Raw genomic sequence first — 21,899 nt, 5'->3', positions numbered from 1 at the left:
AATTAAATATTGTCATCAAGCCTTAGCCAATCATTATTAAAATTTAATAGTCTAACTTTGGGAATTCACTTTTAAATGAATTTTTTTGTTTAAATTGTTGAAGCCAACTATAAAGAGGCTCATCATAATATTTTTTTAACTTGGTTATTTGCTTTAAATCACTTATCCCATATAAAGCCAGCAAATATGCCAGTTCTTCTTGCCAATTCTTTATCATTTGCAATAAAAAATTAGCTCCCTTTTGTTCCAATGCTTGTAAGAAAACATTAGCTACGCCAATATATTTACCACCTAGAGCAAGTCCTTTAAAGACATCTAATGGTTGGCGTACACCACCTGAAACAATTACTTCAACTTGCTCCTTTTTAGCAAGAATAGTTGCTAAAACAGTGGGTAAGCCTAAATCTTCTAAATAAGATAAATCACGTTCATTTCTAGCATTTTCAATTTGAGAAAAGTTAGTACCGCCACTACCAGCTATATCAAATAAAGTGAAGCCTTCACTTTTGAGTAGGCGAATAGTTGTTGGATCAAGGCCAAAACCAACTTCTTTAATAATAATTGGAATTGTCAATTTTTGGCGTAAGTCTTGTAAATTTGTTAGCCAAGTAAAATCTCTTTCTCCTTCTGGCATAGCTATTTCTTGTACAGAATTGAGATGAATCTGCAGTGCGTCAGCCTCGAGTGCTCGGACAATTTTCTGGGCCGAATCAGCTTTAGTCTTAGCATTAAGATTAGCAATTACAACTCCAGTTGGATCTTCTTCTCGAGCAACCAAGAAACTAGTAAGTGCTTCTGGTTCCTTAGTTAAAATACTGGCTGAACCTAGTGCTAGTGCTATCTGTGTTTTTGCAGCTATCTTACCAAATGCTTGATTTATTGCATAGGCTTTATCGGCTCCACCAGTCATTGCATTAATAAAGAAGGGGGCTGCTACTTTTTTGCCAAACATTACAGTTGTTAATTGCTCCAGTTTAACTTTAGTTTCGGGCAAAGCCGGGCGCAATAAATGCATTTGGTCAAAGCTATTTGGCTTATTCGCCTTATAAAATTGACCAGCTAAAGCAAGGTGGTCTTCTTTACGCTGAGATCGAATGGACATTTTATTCCCCCTTATTGTAATAATTTTACTTGATGCACATGGAAGTTTAATGGCAAAATGTCATTCTGCTTCCAGTTATTGATTAAAGCAGGAATATCGGTAGTATGATCAGCAATCACAATTCCGCAATCACCGTTGCCAGCTCCGGAAGTCTTAGCTGCTCCACCATAGTCTTCTGCAATATTAATTAGTCTTGACAAGCGAGGAATTTCAATAGCAATTTGATTGATTTGCGCAAAATGCTGAAGTAAGTGCCGATTATTGCGAATTTCTTGCTGAATAATGGTAATATTATTCTCTTCAAAGCCGGCAATCATTTTTAAAACACAGTTTCTTGATGCTTGCAAAAATTCACTATATTTTTCATTTAATGCATCTTTATTCGCATTTGTTTCATCAACTAAACGTGAAGTAGATGCGGGAGTTTGACTCCAACCAATAAGTAATTTCATTTCTTTAGGGGGAGTCAAAAGCTGAATTTTTAATCCTGGCCAAGCTTCACTGACCACTGCTACTAATTTTTTAGTAGCCAATTCTTTACTTAACCATGCCTTATCAAAAGTTTGATATGCTAACCAGCCGCCATATACACTAGCTGCAATATCGCCGGCAGACCCATTGCCTTGTACAGAATAATGCGAAATAGCAGATAACTTATATACTAATTCATTATTATATACGACATGATAAAAGCGTAAAATTGCTTTGACTGTTGCCACTGTAACTGCTGCACTTGAACCTAAGCCATATTTTTTGCCATCAGCTGAATCAAGATCAGAATTAACATATAAATCATAAACTTTCATTTTGACATGTTGTTCAAGACAGTACTGCTCAGTATACGAAATTGCTGCCAAAATATATTCAAAAGGGTTATCACGATTATCAATTACCATTTTCGCCCCACGACGTACCCAGTGAATTGAATTTTGCGAATATTGCTTAGAATGAATTAAGCCCATTTTTGAATTTGATTTAGTAATTGAAACTCGGATAAACTGATCAACGGCAACTAAAATTGCGGGACAATCTTGCTCTAAAACCGCATATTCACCAGCAATATACAACTTTCCGGGTGCTTTTTCTGTTATCAAAAGAATTTAAGCTCCTAATCAATTAAATTACATTATTGATCCAAGTATGAAAGTCCTGGACCAAAGCTTGCATTTACTATCTTAACATTCTCAAATTCTGATAGAAACTGTTTAACAATTTCTTTGACATTTTTTAATTGCGTTAAAATTTTTACATTAGGACCAGCATCAATCGTATAATAGCATTCAATCCCACTAGCACGTAATTGCTGTACCAAGTGAATAGCATGAATTGTATCGGGCTCAAAATAACTAAAGCCAGGGTTAGCAGTTAAATTAATCGCATGCATTTCATTGGCATTAAGTTCTGCCAATTGACCTAGAGCTGAAAAGTCCTGGGCCTTAATTGCTGCAACCATTGCGCTAAGCTCCTGCTCATTACGTTTTATCCAAGGTATAAAAAATGGAGATGTTTGTGCTTGAAGCATCCCAGCAGTTGAAGATAATTTTTTAGGATTAGGATTTAATTCAATTGCAAGCAAATGTAAGTCCATAGTTGGAGTCTCATCTAGAGCATAGGCATAAGATGAGTCATGATCAAATCCCTTTTGCCAAATTGCAAATCCACCATATATTGAACGACTAGCCGAACCAGATCCTAATCGAGCTATTTTTGATAAATCACGTTTACTAAGCTGAATATTATAGCAAGCACAAAAAGCTCCAGCCATCGCTGCAAAAGCCGAACTAGAAGAGGCCAGACCTGCAGCAGTGGGAACGTGGTTAGTCGATTCAACCCGTAAATTATCTGATACACCAAATTTTTTTTGTAAAATTTTTAAATAAGTAAAAACTCTTTGATAGTCTTTGCCTGCTTGCTGGACACCATTTAGAACAAATTCATTTTTTTCGCTAACCGTAATCCTAGTATCAGTAAAAAACTGGTCTAAAGTCATAGATAAGCTGGACATTAAAGGTAATTTATTTTTCGAATCGGCTTTACCCCAATATTTAATTAGGGCAATATTAGTATGAGCACGGGCTGTTTTATTCATTAAATTTCCTCAATCCATTGGTTAACAATTAATTTATGACTTAGGTCAGCAATTTTTTCAGCTATTTCATGATTGGCACAAAGCGCAATCACAATGCCGCCCAGACCGCTACCTGATAATTTAAAACCCAAAGCACCATTAGCAAGCGCAATATCTTGTATTTGATCAATTTTAGTAGTCGATAAATTAAAAGAATGTAATATATCTTGGGCTAAATTAAAAATTTGTCCTAATTGTTGCTTATCCTGGTTCACCCAAGCAACTTTAGCTTGATCAGTAAGGTTACCTAATTTTTTAATATTTTGCCTAGCTGGGATCGAGTTAGCTACTATTGTATAAACTTGCTTAACTGCTTTTTGAGTATTACCCAAATCACCAGTATCCATAATTAATAAACTGGCTTTCAATTTACTTTTTAATTGGAGAGCACCGTTTTTTTTGTTGAAAAAAATCAAATTATCAGAATTAACTGTAGCGGCATCAATTCCTGACGCCTTACCATGATTAATCATTTCTGCATGATTAATCATGGCGATGATTTCTTTTTCACTCAAATTTAATTGCCAATAATCATTTAATGCTCTAACAGTTGCAGTCGCTACCGTCGCGCTTGAACCTAAGCCGCGTTCAATTGGAATTTTTCCTGTATAAGTAATTTTTATCAATTGTTGGGAGTTAGTTTTAGCTAACAATTTGGTAACAACATACTTTAAGCCATCATATTCAGCTGGTGCAGCCAAAAATGGGCCGTGATATAGAGCAGTATCCATCCATAAGATGGTAGATGGTTCAATTGTTGCTTTAAGCCATAAAGATTTTATTGGCATTGCTAAAGCGTTATACCCATAAACAACTGAGTGTTCGCCGAGTAGAATTACCTTTCCATGTGCTTTGTAACTAAGTTTCATTTTATTTAAGATCCTCATTGTTTGTGAAAAATTTGCTCCTCCTATGCTAAAATAAAAAGAATAGAGGAGAAGTGAACAAATGATTAAGATTTTAATCGGTCGACAGACAGATTCCTTACAAGAAAAAGTTTTGCAGGCAGCGGTAGAAAATTATATTCGCTTTCCAAAACATGAAACTTTCGTTATCGTTCCCAATCATATTAAGTTTACCACAGAAATTAGGGCAATTAATAAGTTAGCCGTTAGTTTGCAGCATACTGAACAATCAGTTAAAAACTTACAAGTGCTATCTTTTTCACGCTTAGCATGGTACTTTTTAAAAGATGCTGAAAAAGGACTACCAACTCAACTAGATAATGCAGCTGCTGCAATGCTTTTAGCTAAAATTATTGAGCAAAATCGAGATCAACTTCATTTATTCAAAAATGTTAGCACTAGCCCCGGATTACTAAAGCAAATTTATGACACCATTTTACAAATTCGCGAAGGCAATTTAGATTTAACTGAAATTAATGAAGAAAAACTAGATTTGGAAACTAAAAATAAAATCGCTGATTTAAAAGTTATATATGATGGTTTTATCGCAGGTATTAATGATAAATTTTCTACTTCTAATGAAATTCAATTGCAATTAAATGAGTATCTGGCGGGAAAAATTGATTTAAGCAAAACTGATTTTTACTTTAGCGATTTTTCCCATTTCACTTTACAAGAATGTCTAACAATTAAGCTCTTGATGATGAAAGCACATAGTGTTACTTTAGCCTTTAAAACTAAAATAGGTAAAATTAAAAAGCAAACTGAACCAGGAGATTATGATTATGTTATTCAAAAAACAATTAATCAGTTAATCAATTATTTAAATGTGCATAAACTAAACTTTGAAGTTAGTGAGACACCCATGGCACCAGTGCCAACAAAACGAGAATTACTTAATGAATTTTGGATTAATGTAATAGATGATATTAGCGACCTAGATCAAATACAGCTAGTTCGGGCTGATAACCGCTACTCTGAGGCTTATTTTGTCGCACGAACTATTTACCAGCAGGTAGCCTTAAATAATTATCGCTATCGTGATTTTTTGGTGTTAGCACCAAACTTACATGAATATGAAACCTATCTAACTCCAATTTTGCGACAAAATAAAATCCCTTTCTTTAATGACTTACAGCAAGAAATGAAATACCATCCTTTAGTAGTCTTAATTGAAAATATTGCCCAACTATTAACTCGCCCACTTGCTACCCAAAATATATTAGCCGTGATGAAAACCCGATTAATTATTCCGAACTGGTATCAAACTGAGAGTGCTTATTTACATGATATTGATGAATTAGAAAATTTTGTTTTAGCTCACGGTATTAATAACAATCTTTGGAAACGAGATTTTACTGATTTCACAGCTGCAGGTGCTATTTATCTTGACCAAGATTCCGATGAAGTAGCCAGAATAAACAAGTTAAAAAACTACTTTGTCAAGCAATTAACAGGGTTACTAACTAGTATTAAAAAAGAAAAAAACACGCAAAAAGCAATTACCATCTTTTTTAATTTTTTAATCCAAAATGGAGTTACACAAGTCTTAGAAAAATGGCGTGAAGAGGCTCAAGAAGAAGGGGACTTACAACAAGCCCGCCAATCTGAACAAATTTGGGATTTACTAATTAATTTATTGCATGATTATCTTTTAATTAATGAAACTGAGTTTAATCTACCGAGTTTTTTTGATGTCTTGATAAATGGCTTCAAAGAAGCAACTTTTGCTCAGATACCAGCAACATTAGATGCTGTTAATTTATCAGAAACTGGTATTGTTCAAGTTAGCGGCTATAAGCAAGTTTTTATTTTAGGGGCAACCAATGTCAATCTACCACAAATTAAAACAACACCGGGATTTTTAAGTACTGAAAATTTAGAAAAACTGCGACCAGCCTTTGGTGAGGAAGCTTATTTGGAAGATTTTCAACAACTAAATAATTTGAATCAAAATTATCAATTTGGCGATTGTTTAGCTCTAGCAGAAGATAAAGTTTATCTTTCATATTCTGTAGCTGGATCTGACAATGAAAAAGCCCTTCCTTCAATCTTTTATGAACGAATTAAAAAAGCTGGCGCACCGGAATTTGAACAACACGATTTGCCAGAAGGAATACAGGACGTCTTAACTTTTTTGACTAACCCACAAGCAAGTTTGGGATACTTAACATACTTAGGACAAACACAAAACAACAATGTTACGGCTTTAATTCAAATGACCCAACAACATTTACCTTATCAAACGGCCTTAGTTACAGCAGCTAGTCAGTTTGTTAACGAGCCTACAGACATCGGCCCAGCGTTGGCGCAAAAATTATATGGTTCTGACTTAAATGCTTCAGTGTCACAATTAGAGACTTTCTATGAAAACTCCTATGAATATTTTTTAAACTATGGCTTACATTTACATAAACGTTTTGAAAATGAATTAGATTTAATTCAGGCAGGTAATTACTGTCATGAAACCTTTGATTTCTTAGTTAAGGAGCTTAATCGGCAAGCACTTAATTTAGCAGAAATTGATGATAAAACCCTAAATCAGATACTTAAGGATGTACGTTTGCATATAACAAGTGAAATCAAATATCAGCAGTTATTAAACGATCCATTCAATCAATTTCTATTCAAATGCCTTGATAAAACCACATCGCGGGTAGTAAATAATTGGCATCGTAATGGTAAAGTAACACCTCTACAAGCAAAATATTCTGAATTAAGTTTTGGCTTAGGTGAAAAAGTAGGCGGACTCAATTTCCCTATACCTGATTTTACTAATCATCAAGTTAATTTACGGGGAAAAATTGATCGTATTGACTTAGCTCAATTACCAGAAACAAAAGAAACAATTGCCCAAATAATTGATTATAAGTCTTCTGCTAAAAAGTTTGATTTAGGTCTTTTTTATGAAGGCATTTCTTTACAAATGATCTCGTATCTTGATGTTTTGAAGCAAAATAGACCCTTTTTTGCGGGAAAGAACTCGTTATCCTTATTAGGTGCCTTTTATCAAACAATTACCAGGCAGCTAGAACGGCTCAATAGTAAGATGCTTTATAATACTAACTTGCAAATTAAAGAGACTAATTATGATAGTAACAATCGGTTACACTATAAGGGCATCATCAATAATGATCAGTTAGCTTTTTTAAAAGCTGATGCCGAACTTAAAAAACAAGGCGTATCATCAAATTTATATGCTAATGTTAAATCATCTGCTAAAGATGGCCATTTGATTTTTTATGGTAATTCTTTTAGTGATGATGAAATTGATCTATTACTCGAATATGATGAAGTCTTAATTAAAAATGCTGCCAGACAAATAATTGCTGGTGAAATCAAATTAAATCCATATAAATATGGTAAGAGTAGCAATGCATTAACCTACTCTGATTATCGTGATATTTTCTTCTTTGATGCCATGTTGAAAGAAAATAAATATCATCAAATTGGAAACTTAAAAAAAGCCGAATTGATTGACAAGGTTAAAGCAAAACTAGAAAAGGGTGAATAAGATAGTGACTTCTTATACTAATCAGCAAAAGCAGGCAATTACTCTAAAAGAACACGATATATTAGTTTCAGCATCTGCTGGTAGTGGCAAAACCACCGTTTTGGTCCAACGTTTACTGCAAGAAATATTAGGTGGAATTAGCGTAGATCAGCTACTGGTCGTTACCTTTACTAAAGCTGCTGCTCAAGAAATGAAAAATCGCATTAAGATGATTATTCAAGCTGAATTAAACCAAACTACCGAACCAAGTAAGCAACGTTATTTGCGGCAACAGCTTAATTTAATTGATGCAGCAAATATTTCAACAATTGATGCTTTCTGTTTAGATATTATTCATCGCTTTTATTACGTTATTGACCTCGATCCAAGTTTTAGTATTTTAACTGATGAAACTCAGGCTAGCTTAATGCGTGAACGTGCTTTGCATGAGATTGAAAATGAATTTCTAACCAATAATGATGAAGACTTCTTAGCTTTTTATAATAATTTTGCAGGAGATCGAGATGCAGAAGCAGCCCGTAATTTACTCTTGGATTTATATAATTATGCAATGGCTAAGCCTGACTATACTACCTGGTTAAAGAATTTGCCCCAAAAGTATCAGGTAAAAGCTAACCTAATAACTTCACCATTATGGCAAGAACAAGTTAAACCTTATCTTTTTGAAAGTTTTTCAACATTAAGGGAAAAAATCAAGCATTATTTATCTTCTAGTATCATTGAAACTAAAGAGCTCAAGAAAGTAAAAGAAAGCTTTACGCTATTTAAACAAGGTCTTGATTATTATTTAACTAGTCTAAAGCAAGATTATGATTACGATTTACAACGTGAAAATCTGCGTAGTTGTAAATTTTCAAGATTTACTAAATCCCAAAAATGGGATGAAGATATCCTAGACTTTATTGATGAATGTGCAGAATTAAAAAGTGAAGCCAGTACTTTAGTTTTTAACTCCTTTACATCTTTTTATGCCACTGATGAACAAGAACAATTAAGTATCTTAAAGCAAGGCCAGCAAATAATGTTGGGTATTACTAAAGCAGAAACGGCCTTAATTAACCGATTTAATGAATTAAAAAGGGCCCAAAATTTGCTTGATTACAGTGATATGGAACAATTAGCTTATCAAATTCTAAGTCAAGATACATCTAGTTCAACTATGGCTCGTTCTTTTTATCAAAATAAGTTTAAAGAAATTATGGTTGATGAATATCAAGACATTAATCAATTACAAGAAAATATCTTGCAATTGATTAAAAAGGACAAACATAATAATCTTTTTATGGTAGGGGATGTTAAGCAGTCAATTTATGGCTTTCGCCAAGCCGACCCGAGTTTGTTTTTACGTAAATATGAAGAAACTGTCGAAAATAAAACACAAAAACGAATTTTACTAGCTGATAATTTTCGTTCTACTAAACCGATTATTAAAATCGTTAATCAAGTATTTGATAACATTTTAACCCCTGATTTCGGTGGCATTGATTATGCAAAAGAAGGGGAATTAACTTTTGGAGCGCAATATTATCCAGACGATTTAGCTCAAGCAACAGAATTTCTTTATTACCAAACAGAAGACGATAAAGAAAATGATGAGCAAACTTTTGATTCTACCGAAATTGCAATGATTATTAGTCGAATCAAACAATTTAAACAAGAAAATTTACAAATCTATGATGTAAAAGCTGGTCAAAAGAGACCATTTAAATATAGCGACATCGCAATTATAACTAGAAGTCGCAGCGATAATTTAGCTATGATGCAAGAATTTGCTAATGAGAATATTCCATTATTGGTCACTGATGCTAAAAATTATTTTCAAACCATAGAATTGACTATTATTATGAATTATTTACGTCTCATTGATAATCCAGATCAAGACATCCCTTTAGTGACCGTTTTACGTTCTCCCTTGTTTAATTTTAAGGAACCAGATTTAGCAAAAATTCGTATAAATAGCAAAAAGGTTACGTTTTATAATGCTCTAACTGCTTATGTTGCAATTAATGACGAACTTAGTCAAAAGATAAAAATTTTTTTAAATCAATTAGCTTCTTTACGCCAATTTGCTGCCAATCATCGTATTTCTGAATTAATCTGGAGCATTTATGAGCGAACTGATTTATTAGAAATTATGACTGCACTTCCCAATGGCAAGCAGCGGCGCATCAACTTAGAGTCGCTTTATGAGCGTGCGAGTTCATATGAAAGCGCTGGGTTCAAAGGATTGTATCAATTCATCAATTTTATTGAACGCATGCGTCGTAGTCAAAAGGATTTAGCGCAACCATTGCTAACAAATGAAGTTGATGATTCAGTTAAACTTATGACAATTCATGGTTCCAAAGGATTGGAATTTCCAATTGTATTTTATGCTGGATTACAGCATCGCTTTCAAAAACGTGATATAAGTGGCGACTACATCATCACTGCTGACAATGTTGGACTTACTATTCAACGCAATCATTATTGTGCCGATACTTTGCTCAAAGCCATTGATAATATGACTAAAGAAAAACAACTTTTAGAAGAAGAAGCACGTATTTTATATGTTGGCATGACTAGGGCAAGGCAAAAGTTGATTTTAACCGCTGAAATTAGTAATTTTGAGCAAAATATTGAGCTATGGCATCGAAAAGCAAAACAGCACAAAATATCATTAAATGATAAACTAACCATTACTAATCCCTTAGGTTTTATTGGGCCAGCACTTGGTTTAAAGGAATGCTCCAGTTTATCATTAAATGATCTTAATATGGATCTTGATCTCAGCAAAGATTTTATTTTTGTAAATTATCATAAGCAAGCTAAGACAGCTGAAACGGTTCATGAAAGGATTAATACAAAGCAAAAAGCAAATTACAGTCCAGAACTTTTGCATCGAATGGCCCAAAAATTATATGATTTTTCATATACATTTAAAGATGCTAGCCAAACAACTGCCTACCAGTCAGTTTCTGAAATTAAAAAAGCCTTCAATGATCCCTTAGATAAGGAACTCGAAAATGCTCATCTTTTATCTTCTACTAACCGCTATTTACAACCAATTGATACAAAACCAAAATTTCTTTTTAAAACAACTTTTACCGGAGTTGAAATTGGTACGGCTATGCATTTGCTTTTACAATATTATGATTACAATGGTCGTGGTAATCAGGAGCAACTTGATAAAGAGATTAAAGATTTAATTAAACATCATCAACTTAATCCCGATATCGTATCTAGTCTCAATAAAGATCAAATTAACTGGTTTGTTCACAGTGATTTTGCTAAAGAGTTTTGGCAAAAGCCGCATAATTTAAAACGTGAAATAGAGTTTTCAAGTTTAATTCCTGCTAGTACTTTATTTAGTGATTTCAGTGATCCTGATGCGAAAATTCTAATTCATGGGACAATTGATGGTTACTTCATCCAAGATGATGGCATAATATTGTTTGATTATAAAACTGATTATATTGACCCTAATCATCAAGATGAAGCAATCAAAAAAGTTAAGCATAAATACACGGGACAATTACGCTTATATGAACAAGCACTCAACTCTTTCGCAAATAAAAAGGTTAAGCATAAATATCTTATTTTACTTAATGCGCAAAAGATTGTTGAAGTCAAATAGGGGAGAAGAAAGAACATATGGTTTCATTTATGAATGACACTTTTGCAGTAGTCGATCTGGAAACTACTGGTACACAACATGAAGAAAATAATCATATCATTCAGTTTGGCTGTGCCATCATAAAAAAAATGGAAGTAGTAAAAACATATTCTTTTATGATTAATCCTCATTGTGAGATTCCCATAGCCGTACAAAATTTGACCCATACTCGCAATGAAGATGTCACAACTCAACCAGATTTTAATTACTATGCCCCAAAAATCATTAAAATACTAAAAAATACTATCTTTGTAGCGCACAATGTCAATTTTGATTTACCTTTTTTAAATTACGAACTTATTCAACATGGTTATGATGCGCTGACTAATAAGGCAATTGATACTGTTGAACTTGCAAAAATTGCTTTTCCCACTATGCCTTCATATAAACTGAGTGACTTAACAAGTCACTTAGGAATTAAGCATCAAAACCCACATAAAGCCGACTCTGATGCTTATAGCACAGCTATTTTACTAATTAAAAGTATTCAAGCGTTAGAACAACTGCCCCAAGCCACTTTAAATACACTTAGTTCATTGGCTCATGGGCTAATTAGAGATACAGCATGGATTTTTACAACAATTGCGGATAATTTGCGTAAGCAAAAACGGCCTTTAGCAAAGCAGTACCAACAAGTCCAACATATTATTTTGCAACAACAAGTGATTAGTAACAAAACTAATAATGCTGCTAACGTTACTTTCCCTCTAAGTGATCAAAGCAAAAATAACTTATTTAAGGGTAAAATTAATTATCGGCAGCCGCAAGTCAATTTAATTAACCAAATAAACAAATTTATCACAGACCCGCAACAAAGAGCCTTCTTAGTTGAAGCCCCCAATGGTACAGGCAAAACTTTTTCTTATTTGTTTGCTTATTCATATCGTCTTTATACAAATCGAAAATTAGTAATCTCAACGCCAACTAAGGTCCTACAAGATCAAATAATTAATCAAGAAATACCGCAGTTATTAAAAGTTACTAATTTAGATTTACAAGCTGAGATAGTCAAATCAAGTAATCATTACTTAGACTTAGATGGTTTTTATCAAAGTTTATATCAAAATCGAACTGTCAATCGAGTAACTTTAACTTTGCAAATGCGAATTTTGGTTTGGCTAACTAAAACTAAAACTGGTGACTTAGATGAATTACAATTAACCACCTATCATGCACCATTATTTGCTCAAATTAGTCATCCAGGTGATGCTCGTGTCGGGAGTATTTTTGCAAAAGTTGATTTTTGGAATTTAGCTAGACAACGACAAGAAGCAGCTGATATTTTAGTAACTAATCATGCTTATTTAGCTAATCATTATCATGATACGATTTGGGGGCAAAATCCATACCTAGTAATCGATGAAGCACATCGATTTAATGAAAACGTCATTAATTCGAGAAATGATTCTTTTCAGTTTGAATCACTTTGGGGTGAACTAAATCATTTACGTAATTTGCTTTACTATGCCGATGATAGCATTTTAAATCAATATGGCAGTGATGTTCAGTTTAACTTTTTATTGGAGAAATTAAAGCCTGCAATTTTATCATTAATTGAAGCAATTACTAACTTACAACGTTCCTTATATAGTAAAAAAGCACTAGCTGTGAGCAGTAATACTTTAGCCAATGGTAATCTGCTACTTAGTTTTCAAGCAGCTGATTTGTTCCCACAAAATAGTGGTTTTCAAAAGGAAATAGCTAATTTCCAGCGAAAACTAGAAGATGTTCGCCAACAAACTAATCAAATTATATTTAAATTGTACAGCGAAACTGATAGTTCTGGTATTGAGCAGGAAGCCTTATTAGGTAATTTAATGACACAGATTGATCAATTAGATTTTTACATTACCCAAAGCTATCAACTATCAGATTTGCTACATAAACAAAATCTCTTAAAGCATGAGGGCTTTATAATAACTTTGACCAATCCGCAAGATCCGTTAAGTGTAAATTTAAGCTGGATGATGCTCGATGCTTCCAACGAATTAAATCAAATTTATGAACGTTTTGATCATATTCTATTTGTCAGTGCTACTTTGACTAATAATAATGATTTTACCTTTATTATTAAGCAATTAGCATTAGCCAATTTAAAACCGCAAACTTATATTGGAGCTAGCACCTTCGAGTTAAAACAGAATCTGGAAGTTTTGGGAGTTACCGATATGCCTGATATTTCCAGCACTAATTTTGACGAAAAGTTAGAGCAAATTTTAGTAAGCTGTCTAAAAACTAAGCATCATGTTTTAGTTTTAATGACTAATCTAGATAAAATTAGGGAAGTATTTAGTGCAATAACGAATGAACCAGCCTTACGTGATTTTGAGATATTAGCACAAGGTGTATCCGGTTCTAATAATCGAATTACTAAGCGTTTTTCAATTGCTCAACAGGCAATAATTATTGGTGCTGATAGTTTTTGGGAAGGGGTTGATTTTCATACTTGCAGTATTGATCTTGTTATTGTGGCAAAATTGCCATTTGAATCACCTGATCAACCAAGTGTAAAACTAAGACAAAAAAATTTACAAAGTCAAGGCATTAATGTGTTTACTTCCGATACAATGCCACGAGCCATCATCAAGTTTAAACAAGGAATGGGGCGTTTAATTCGCAATGAAAAAGATCATGGTCAGTTCCTAATCCTAGATACACGAATATTGAATATGGATTATGGTATTAATTTTTTAGATGCCATTCCTGTTAAAATTAAAAAGATTAAGTTGAATAAATTACGAAATAAGTTAGATAATTATGATAAAAGATGATACAAAACAAGCAATAACTTTTTTAGCATGGTTGACCGCGATAATTATAGTGCTATATTTTTTACTATTAGCAATTTTTTATAAAGCAAGTAAACCAGAGCGAAGTCAGGTTCAAGAAATAAATGCCCTTGCTTTATCAAAAACGCCAATAAAGCATATTGAAAAAAACTACCATTTAAATCGTGGTATTAATAGCTATGCACTCAAAGGACAAGCCAAAAAACAAAGTTACTACTTTATTTACTTACCAGGATCAAAGAAAGCTTATTTATTTCCAGCTAATAAAGGAGTCAGTGAACATGTTGTTCGCAATAAATTTTCTGGTAAAAGGGCAAATTATAGCATAATTAAAGTTAATCTTGGTTGGTACAAAAAACAAGCTGTTTGGGAAGTTACAGCTAAAGATCAAGCAAATAGATATACCTATCAATTGTATGAATTTAAAAATGGGAAATTGCTAGGTTAAGTCGATTATTAATCAAATCTTTGGTATTATTAAATTGATAAGATATGGAAAGTGAAACAAGATTTATGACAAAATTAATTTCAATTAGAGATTGCGACAAGCATGTTAACGAAGAAGTTAAAATGCACGTATGGTTAACAGATAAGCGCTCCAGTGGGAAAATAGTATTTTTACAGTTAAGAGATGGTACAGCTTTTTTCCAAGGAGTTATTCGTAAAGATAATGTTTCTGCTGAAGTTTTTGAAACAGCGAAATCATTACATCAAGAAGCCAGTTTTTATATTACAGGAACGGTTTGTGAAGATTCAAGATCACACTTTGGTTATGAAATTCAAATTTCTGATTTGAAAGTAGTTACCAATAACGAAGGTTACCCGATTGGAAATAAGGAGCATGGGATTGATTTCTTATTGGACCATCGTCACTTATGGCTAAGAAGTAGACGGCCGTTTGCTATTATGCGTATTCGAAATATTATCTACAAAGCAACAATAGATTTCTTTGAAAAAGAAGGATTTGTGAAATTTGATGCTCCGATTTTTATGCATTCTGCACCTGAAGGTACAACTGAATTATTCCATACAGAATACTTTGGTGGGGATGCCTACTTATCACAATCTGGACAACTATATGGAGAAGTTGGTGCCGCTGCATTTGATAAGATATTTACCTTTGGACCAACTTTTAGAGCTGAAGCATCCAAAACAAGACGTCATTTAACTGAGTTTTGGATGATGGAACCAGAAATGGCCTGGATGCATCAAGATGAATCATTAGATATTCAAGAGCGCTTTCTGTCATATGTGGTTAAAGCAGTATTGGAACATGGTCAATATGAATTAGAACTATTAGGGCGTGACCCGCAAAAATTAGAACCGGCTGCTCAAGGTAACTACACTAGACTTGCTTATGATGATGCCGTTAAAATGCTGCAAGAAGCTGGACGTGACTTTAAATGGGGCGATGATTTTGGTGCACCGGATGAAGCGTTTATTTCTGAAAAATTTGATTGTCCATTCTTTATCGTAAATTATCCTACTGTAATTAAGCCATTTTATATGAAGAAAAATCCTGATAATCCAAAGGAATACCTATGTGCTGACGTTTTAGCCCCTGAAGGATACGGAGAAATTATGGGTGGCTCTGAAAGAGAAAGTGACTATGAAACTTTACGGCAACAAATAGCTGAAGCGGGACTGAACGAAAATGATTATAGTTGGTATTTAGATTTACGTAAATATGGTAGTGTTCCTCATTCTGGATTTGGGATGGGATTTGAACGTGTGATTGCATGGATATGTAAATTAGACCATGTACGTGAAGCAATTCCATTTCCAAGAATGATTAATCGTGTTCAGCCATAAAACATGAAAAGTGAATATTTTAAAAAGTTGGACTAAAATTATTTTTGCCCAACTTTTTAAAAGGAGAAAATTATATTGCATTACAATAACTATCGTAATTTAGGGTTTACCACCATTTCGAATGGATTAATTGCTTATTATCCTCAGCTTAAAATAAGCGATGCTGAAATGATTTTAATCATTCAGCTTGAAATGTTTGCCCAGAAAGGAAATAATTTTCCTTCTAATGAAGAATTAGCTGCAAATACCAATTTTTCAACTACTGAAATTTCTAGTTTAATTCAAAAGTTGATTGAGCAAAATTATTTAGCAATCGGTGAAAGTACTGACAATAAAGGGAGAATTTACAATTGTTATAATCTTGATCAAATTTACGATAAATTAGATGAGGTTTTGCGTGGGAACATTACAGCAGCAAATTCTAATCATGCTAAACCCACAACTGAAATAGATAATAGCCCTTTAAACAAGTTACTGCGTCAATTTGAAATTGAATTTGGACGTTATTTAAGTCCAATTGAAAGAGAAGAAATTTCAGCTTGGCTAAGAGTTGATCATTATGATCCAGAAATAATCAGATTGGCCCTACGCGAGGCAGTTTTAGCTCAAGCATATAGTCTCAAATATGTTGATCGCATATTATTAAATTGGCAACGACATAACTTAAAGACAAGTAATGAAGTTCAAAGCTTTTTGCAAAGGAATCGTTAATGGCACAAGATAAATTATTAAGTACAAAGCAAGCCCGTCAGGTTTTGCAAACTATAAATGAAATGTATCCAGATGCTAAAAGCGAACTAATCTGGGACAATAAATTTCATTTATTATGTGCAGTCTTAATGAGCGCGCAAACAACTGATAAGATGGTTAATCGTGTTATGCCGAAATTTATGCAAGATTATCCTACACCCAAAGACTTGGCGCAAGCTTCAATTATCGAAATCGAACAACATATTTCTCAAATAGGACTTTATCATTCTAAAGCCAAACATTTAAAAGCTATGGCAGAAATTTTAGTTCATAAATATCATAGTGAAATACCACCAGACAAAAAAATATTAGTTACTTTACCCGGAGTTGGCGAAAAAACTGCTAATGTTGTTTTGGCAGACGGATATGGTGTACCAGCAATTGCTGTTGATACACATGTGGCTAGAATCGCTAAAAGATTTCATATTGTTGACCAAAATGCCAAGCCACTTCAGATTGAAAAGCGACTTGAACAAATTTTACCTAAAAATGAATGGATTCATACCCACCATGCAATGATATTATTTGGCCGTTATTCGATGACAGCACGTGACAAAGATGACCCATACAGCTATTTAAAGCCAAACCAAAAATCGATACATTAGAAAAAGAGTAACAATGCAGTCATTGTTACTCTTTTTACTTAATGTTGATTTTTATGCTGATTTTTAGATTCATTAGTAGGCGAACTATTATCTGCAGCATCATCATTATCTTGCTTTGACTTATTACTATTATCATCATTAGTTTTAGAATCAGAGCTGCTATGAGCATGACTTTCATCAGGCTCTTGGAGGTGATAATCTTTAGCTTGACGATTAGAATTATGCTGATTTGTATTCGACTGAGTAGTCGCACCGTTTATATGCTGATCACTTTCATGCCAATTTTGAGTTGTACTAGTAGAATTAGAACGATTAATATTAGTTTCTTCGTCATCTTCATCATAAGAACTGCTGTCATCAATAATTCCTACTGGAGCATGACCTCTCACAAATAATTGCCAATCACCAGCTGGCGAAACTTCAGGTGGGTTAGAATTACGGGCAATTCTTGCTCGTATAACTGAATTTGGCTTTTGCCAGTCTGTGTTTTCTTTATCCTGCATTAAATATGACATCATATTTTTGTAAAATAATTGTGCTGATTGTTGACCAATTCCCGAAATTGTCCCATCGCGCAGGTTATCATAGCCTGTCCAAACCCCAATTGAATATCTCTGAGTATAGCCAACAAACCAAGAGTCTTTGGGAGTTGCTGCATAACCTGGATAACGGGCTAAATCTTGTTCAGAATACTTGACCGAACCGGTTTTGCCAGCATGATAAAGTCCCTTAATTTGCGCATTGGTACCAGACCCATGTTTAATTACACCTTTGAGCATATCCGTAATCATATAGGCAGTAGACTTACTCATAACTCGAATTCCAGCAGAATCGTAGTTTCTAGTTAACCCATCAGGTGTTTCAATTTTAGAAACAAATTGTGGCTTATGGTAAATCCCCATAGAAGCAAAGGCACTAAATGCCCCAGCCATTTGTAGACTAGATGCTTGAGCACCAATTGCTACAGATAAACCTGAGTCTTTAGGAACATTAATACCCATGTTAGCGGCAAATTTAGCAGCTCGACTAACTCCAACTTCTGCTAAAGTTTTAACAGCAGGCACGTTCCGTGATTGCTCTAAAGCATGCCTCATCGTCATTGCTCCATCATATTTATTATCCCAATCATATAATTGAACGTTAGTTCCAGGATAAATGTATTTGCTATCATCTAATATTTTGGCAGTAGACCAATTTAAATACTCAATAGCCGGAGCATAATCTAATACTGGTTTAATTGACGAACCTGTAGAACGACTAGTTTGTACGGCCCGATCTAAGCCTAGTTGAACACTAGCTGGTAAATGGCGGCCTCCCAAAATTGCCACTACATGTCCATTACTTGGGTCAACTACAGTTGCTCCTATTTGCATTTGATCATTAGTGAAGGGGACTAAACCATTATTTGCTAATTGATATAACTTAGTTTGGGCCTTTTGATCAATATTAATGGTAATTTTTAAATTGTCACGATAAGGATCAAAGCCCTTGGCTTTGACTTCGGTAATTGCTTCCTTTATATAAGGATCATCTATTTTACGTAAATTGGATTGTTTACGTTGATTATGTGCTTTTAACCCCTTTTTAATACTTTCCTTGGTAGCTTGCTCATACTGTTTTTGCGTAATTTTGTTATTATCAAGCATTGCTTTTAAAACCAGATCACGCCGATATTTAGCATACTTAGGATAAACATAAGGATTATACGCTGTAGGGCGATTAGGAATACCAGCTAATAGAGCCGTTTGGGCTAAGTCAAGTTGACCAATTTTTTTACCATAATAGTAATTAGCTGCGGTCCCAATACCATAATTACCATAATTCATATAGACACGATTAATGTAAAATTCTAAAATTTCATCATGGGTATATTCACGCTGGACGCGCATCGCTAACCAAGCTTCTTGAGCTTTACGCCTTAAAGTACGCTGCGAAGCATCAGTTGAAAAAACCGTTAACTTAACTAACTGCTGTGTAATAGTAGACCCACCGGCTGAAATACTATTACTTTTAGCGTTTGTTAACATTGATCCAGCAATCCTGATGGGATCGATGCCTAATTTATCCTTATAAAATCGTTTATCTTCAACCGAGACAACTGCGTCTTTTAATAATTGTAAATCTTGACTGTCTTTGACATAGATTCTTTTCTCTGAACCAAGCGACAGTAAAAATTTACCATCAGCGGTATATAGGCTTGAAGAACCACCACTTTCTAGCTGTGAGCGACTAATATTGGGAGCATCTTTGGCATAATAGGCAAACAAGCCTACACCTGATAATAAAATCAGAAAAACTACTAAAAATGCCCACTTAATTATCCGCCACCATATTGGCTTAGGCCGACTTTGCCGATAATTTTTGCGCGATACACGTTTATATTTTGTATTTGCCATTCTTCGATTTCCTGTCTGCGATAAAATAATCCACGGCTTCCAAATACGGAAGGGTAGGTTGAAAACCGCTTTTAATTTCGACTGACCATTCCTCAATTTCTGTTAATGTTACTGAACTCTTATTTTGGGTCCACCAAGCTTTAGCAATCACATTGGCTGGAGTGACAAAATATCGGTTCAAACTAGTAAAGCCGATAATTGTAAAGCAAATTCCCTTTTGTTTTAAACATTCTGTAAGATGAACAATTTGATGTTCATGAAAATTCTTTAGAGGAAAACTTGTTTTATTTTTAGTTTCTTTAGCTTCAAAATCCAAATAATAGCCATTGTATACACCATTATAATCTGTTGTAGATTCTTGGCGAAAATAAGCCTCTTTAATTACGGCCCTTGATCGCTTAGGGTAGTCAACTTTTACAATTTGAATAGGGGTTGGTTTTTTATGTACAACCGCAATTTCTTTAAGACGATAAAATTTATTTGATTCGTTAATCATCTGCTCTAGAGTCATGCCACGATCAGAAAAGTTTATATTTTTACGATAATAGTTGCTTTTTTGATTTTTTTTAAATGTCGGCTCCCCAACAGACTTACGAAATGCAGCAAAAGTACCGTTTGGATATTTGACCATCTATCTCACTCCTGTTAGCATTATAGCAATAATAGAAAAGTTTTTGAACAAGGAGCTATCTTTTTTACTATGCAACGCCTTTGGATTACTGGATATCGAAATTTTGAATTAAATACCTTTAACGATCAAGATCCAAAAATAAAAATCATCAAAAATGTCTTGCAAACTCGTTTGGTTAATTTACTTGAAAATAAGCAGCTTGATTGGATAATTACTGGTGCTAATCTAGGCATAGAGCAATGGGCCTGTGAATCAGCAATTGAATTACGTAAAAAATATCCCTTGCGCGTTTCAATCATCACTCCTTACGAAGATTTTGCCCATAGGTGGAACGAAATTAATCAAACTAAGTTTATTAATTTAACGCAACAAGTTGATTTTTTTGCCTCGACTTCAAATCAAGCTTATTATGATGCAGTCCAACTTAGAAATTATCAAAATTTTATGCTTCTACACACTGATGCGGCTTTAATGGTATATGATGCAGAATATCCTGGCAAAGCTCAATACGATTATGATTTGATACGTAACTATCAACAAACTACAAACTATCCGCTTGAATTAATTGATTTTTATGATTTACAAGATGCTGCTGAAGAATATCGTGATCAGGAAAGAAATCAATTTTAATAAAATTTATAAAAGTTTGCCTAAAATTATCGTTTAAGTTTTAAGCTAAACAACTTTTTGCTAAAATAAATTATAACAATAAAGGAGTTGCATTCTCATGGCTGATTTAAATGATATACAATTATCTACACAGGATATTTTAAAAAAACAATTTAGAACTAAAGTTAAAGGTATTGATCCCGATGAAGTTGATGCATTTTTAGATATTGTAATTGCTGATTACGATACTTTTGAACAGCTCATTGAAGATTTATATGGTCAAATTGGAAAATTACAAGGCCAACTAATGGCTGATCAACAAAAAGAAAAGCAAAAAGACCAATTTTCTAAAGAAACTAACCAAACAAAAGCAACAGATGAAGTTGTACGTACTTATACTCCGAACCACAGTCGAAATTCGTCATTTACTTCAATTAGTGACAGCGAAGCTAACCAAACAGAAAGTTCTACTAACATGGCAATCATTCAACGTATCTCAGCTCTTGAACGTAAAGTTTATAACTTAGAACGACAAGTTTATGGTTTGCAAAAGCAGTAAGCTTTGCTATAATTTTTTATAGTACAAATTTTGAGCAGTCGCGGTTTGATTTTTAATAATTGAGCTGAGGAAAGTCCACGCACGCACAAGCTGAGATGCTTGTAGTGCTCGTATTTAGTCCAATAAACTAAAGAATTTTTATAATTACGGCGAAAAAAGTGCTAAGTTTTTTAATATGCATGAATATTCTGAAAAGTGCCACAGTGACGTAGCAGTAGTGGAAACATTATTGGTGGAACGAGGTAAACCCTGCGAGCGTGCAACCCAAATTTGGTGGGGGCGTCTTAACCTAAGAAAATGAACTAAAGGTTAGATTACTATGTTGATAGTAAAGATAGATGGCTGCTGAAGGTAATTTTGCCAAAATTACCCGTACAGAACGTGGCTTATAGAAATTTGTACAGGCAGCGTTGAGCTTTTAAAAGGGCTCAACGCTTTTTTTAA

The 21,899-nt window shown here is 33.8% G+C and carries 15 protein-coding genes and 1 other RNA gene; 10 read left to right on the top strand and 6 right to left on the bottom strand.

Annotated features, from left to right (window positions below; all coding sequences use genetic code 11):
* Positions 1-43 precede the first annotated feature (43 nt).
* Genes fni through mvk form a run of 4 tightly spaced genes read right to left on the bottom strand, consistent with a single transcriptional unit; the run spans position 44 to position 4,099 of the window.
* The gene (fni, locus tag F5ESL0225_RS03775) at positions 44-1,102 is read right to left on the bottom strand and encodes a type 2 isopentenyl-diphosphate Delta-isomerase (RefSeq protein ID WP_122047877.1); all 1,059 of its coding nucleotides are present in this window, start codon (positions 1,100-1,102) and stop codon (positions 44-46) included.
* 11 nt (positions 1,103-1,113) lie between these two features.
* A complete protein-coding gene (locus F5ESL0225_RS03770) occupies positions 1,114-2,196 on the bottom strand; it encodes a phosphomevalonate kinase (protein WP_122021673.1) in 1,083 nt (360 codons plus the stop codon).
* A 32-nt stretch (positions 2,197-2,228) separates the two neighbouring features.
* Positions 2,229-3,191: a diphosphomevalonate decarboxylase gene (mvaD, locus tag F5ESL0225_RS03765; protein WP_122021672.1), complete on the bottom strand. Its 963-nt coding sequence runs from the start codon at positions 3,189-3,191 to the stop codon at positions 2,229-2,231.
* Entirely contained in the window at positions 3,191-4,099 is a 909-nt protein-coding gene (gene mvk / locus F5ESL0225_RS03760) for a mevalonate kinase (protein ID WP_122047876.1), read from the bottom strand. Before mvk ends, mvaD begins: the two co-directional genes overlap by 1 nt.
* A 79-nt stretch (positions 4,100-4,178) precedes the next feature.
* Between mvk and F5ESL0225_RS03755 the strand changes: the two genes are divergently transcribed.
* From F5ESL0225_RS03755 to nth, 7 genes are all read left to right on the top strand, one after another.
* Positions 4,179-7,649: a PD-(D/E)XK nuclease family protein gene (locus tag F5ESL0225_RS03755; RefSeq protein ID WP_122047875.1), complete on the top strand. Its 3,471-nt coding sequence runs from the start codon at positions 4,179-4,181 to the stop codon at positions 7,647-7,649.
* A 4-nt stretch (positions 7,650-7,653) separates the two neighbouring features.
* Positions 7,654-11,265: a helicase-exonuclease AddAB subunit AddA gene (gene addA / locus F5ESL0225_RS03750; protein ID WP_122047874.1), complete on the top strand. Its 3,612-nt coding sequence runs from the start codon at positions 7,654-7,656 to the stop codon at positions 11,263-11,265.
* A gap of 17 nt (positions 11,266-11,282) precedes the next feature.
* Positions 11,283-14,075: a helicase C-terminal domain-containing protein gene (locus F5ESL0225_RS03745; RefSeq protein ID WP_122024658.1), complete on the top strand. Its 2,793-nt coding sequence runs from the start codon at positions 11,283-11,285 to the stop codon at positions 14,073-14,075.
* The gene (locus tag F5ESL0225_RS03740; protein WP_122024657.1) at positions 14,062-14,541 is read left to right on the top strand and encodes a hypothetical protein; all 480 of its coding nucleotides are present in this window, start codon (positions 14,062-14,064) and stop codon (positions 14,539-14,541) included. Before F5ESL0225_RS03745 ends, F5ESL0225_RS03740 begins: the two co-directional genes overlap by 14 nt.
* A 65-nt stretch (positions 14,542-14,606) precedes the next feature.
* Positions 14,607-15,905, top strand: coding sequence for an asparagine--tRNA ligase (gene asnS / locus F5ESL0225_RS03735; RefSeq protein WP_122047873.1), 1,299 nt, complete (start codon positions 14,607-14,609; stop codon positions 15,903-15,905).
* Positions 15,906-15,980: 75 nt separating this feature from the next.
* The gene (locus F5ESL0225_RS03730; RefSeq protein WP_122021666.1) at positions 15,981-16,616 is read left to right on the top strand and encodes a DnaD domain protein; all 636 of its coding nucleotides are present in this window, start codon (positions 15,981-15,983) and stop codon (positions 16,614-16,616) included.
* On the top strand, positions 16,616-17,260 hold the full coding sequence (gene nth, locus F5ESL0225_RS03725; protein WP_122021665.1) for an endonuclease III: 645 nt from the start codon (positions 16,616-16,618) through the stop codon (positions 17,258-17,260). The genes F5ESL0225_RS03730 and nth overlap by 1 nt, the downstream gene beginning before the upstream one ends.
* A gap of 38 nt (positions 17,261-17,298) precedes the next feature.
* On the opposite strand, the gene F5ESL0225_RS03720 is transcribed toward nth, so the two are convergent.
* Together F5ESL0225_RS03720 and recU are read right to left on the bottom strand one after the other, a co-directional pair.
* Positions 17,299-19,656, bottom strand: a complete 2,358-nt coding sequence (locus F5ESL0225_RS03720; RefSeq protein ID WP_122047872.1) for a transglycosylase domain-containing protein — start codon at positions 19,654-19,656, stop codon at positions 17,299-17,301.
* Positions 19,637-20,287, bottom strand: a complete 651-nt coding sequence (gene recU, locus F5ESL0225_RS03715; protein WP_122047871.1) for a Holliday junction resolvase RecU — start codon at positions 20,285-20,287, stop codon at positions 19,637-19,639. Before recU ends, F5ESL0225_RS03720 begins: the two co-directional genes overlap by 20 nt.
* 69 nt (positions 20,288-20,356) lie before the next feature.
* Here recU and F5ESL0225_RS03710 point away from each other — a divergent pair, with 69 nt between their 5' ends.
* From F5ESL0225_RS03710 to rnpB, 3 genes are all read left to right on the top strand, one after another.
* Positions 20,357-20,917, top strand: a complete 561-nt coding sequence (locus tag F5ESL0225_RS03710) for a DUF1273 domain-containing protein (protein ID WP_122047870.1) — start codon at positions 20,357-20,359, stop codon at positions 20,915-20,917.
* A 97-nt stretch (positions 20,918-21,014) separates the two neighbouring features.
* Positions 21,015-21,455, top strand: a complete 441-nt coding sequence (locus F5ESL0225_RS03705) for a DivIVA domain-containing protein (protein WP_122021661.1) — start codon at positions 21,015-21,017, stop codon at positions 21,453-21,455.
* A 26-nt stretch (positions 21,456-21,481) separates the two neighbouring features.
* Positions 21,482-21,849: RNase P RNA component class B (rnpB, locus tag F5ESL0225_RS03700), an RNA gene on the top strand.
* The last annotated feature ends 50 nt before the right edge of the window (positions 21,850-21,899 follow it).

The sequence above is a fragment of the Lactobacillus sp. ESL0225 genome (genome assembly GCF_003692905.1).
Taxonomy (GTDB): domain Bacteria; phylum Bacillota; class Bacilli; order Lactobacillales; family Lactobacillaceae; genus Lactobacillus; species Lactobacillus bombicola.
The sequence above is the reverse complement of the archived record's forward strand: the minus strand, read 5'-3'. Positions and strand labels throughout refer to the sequence as shown.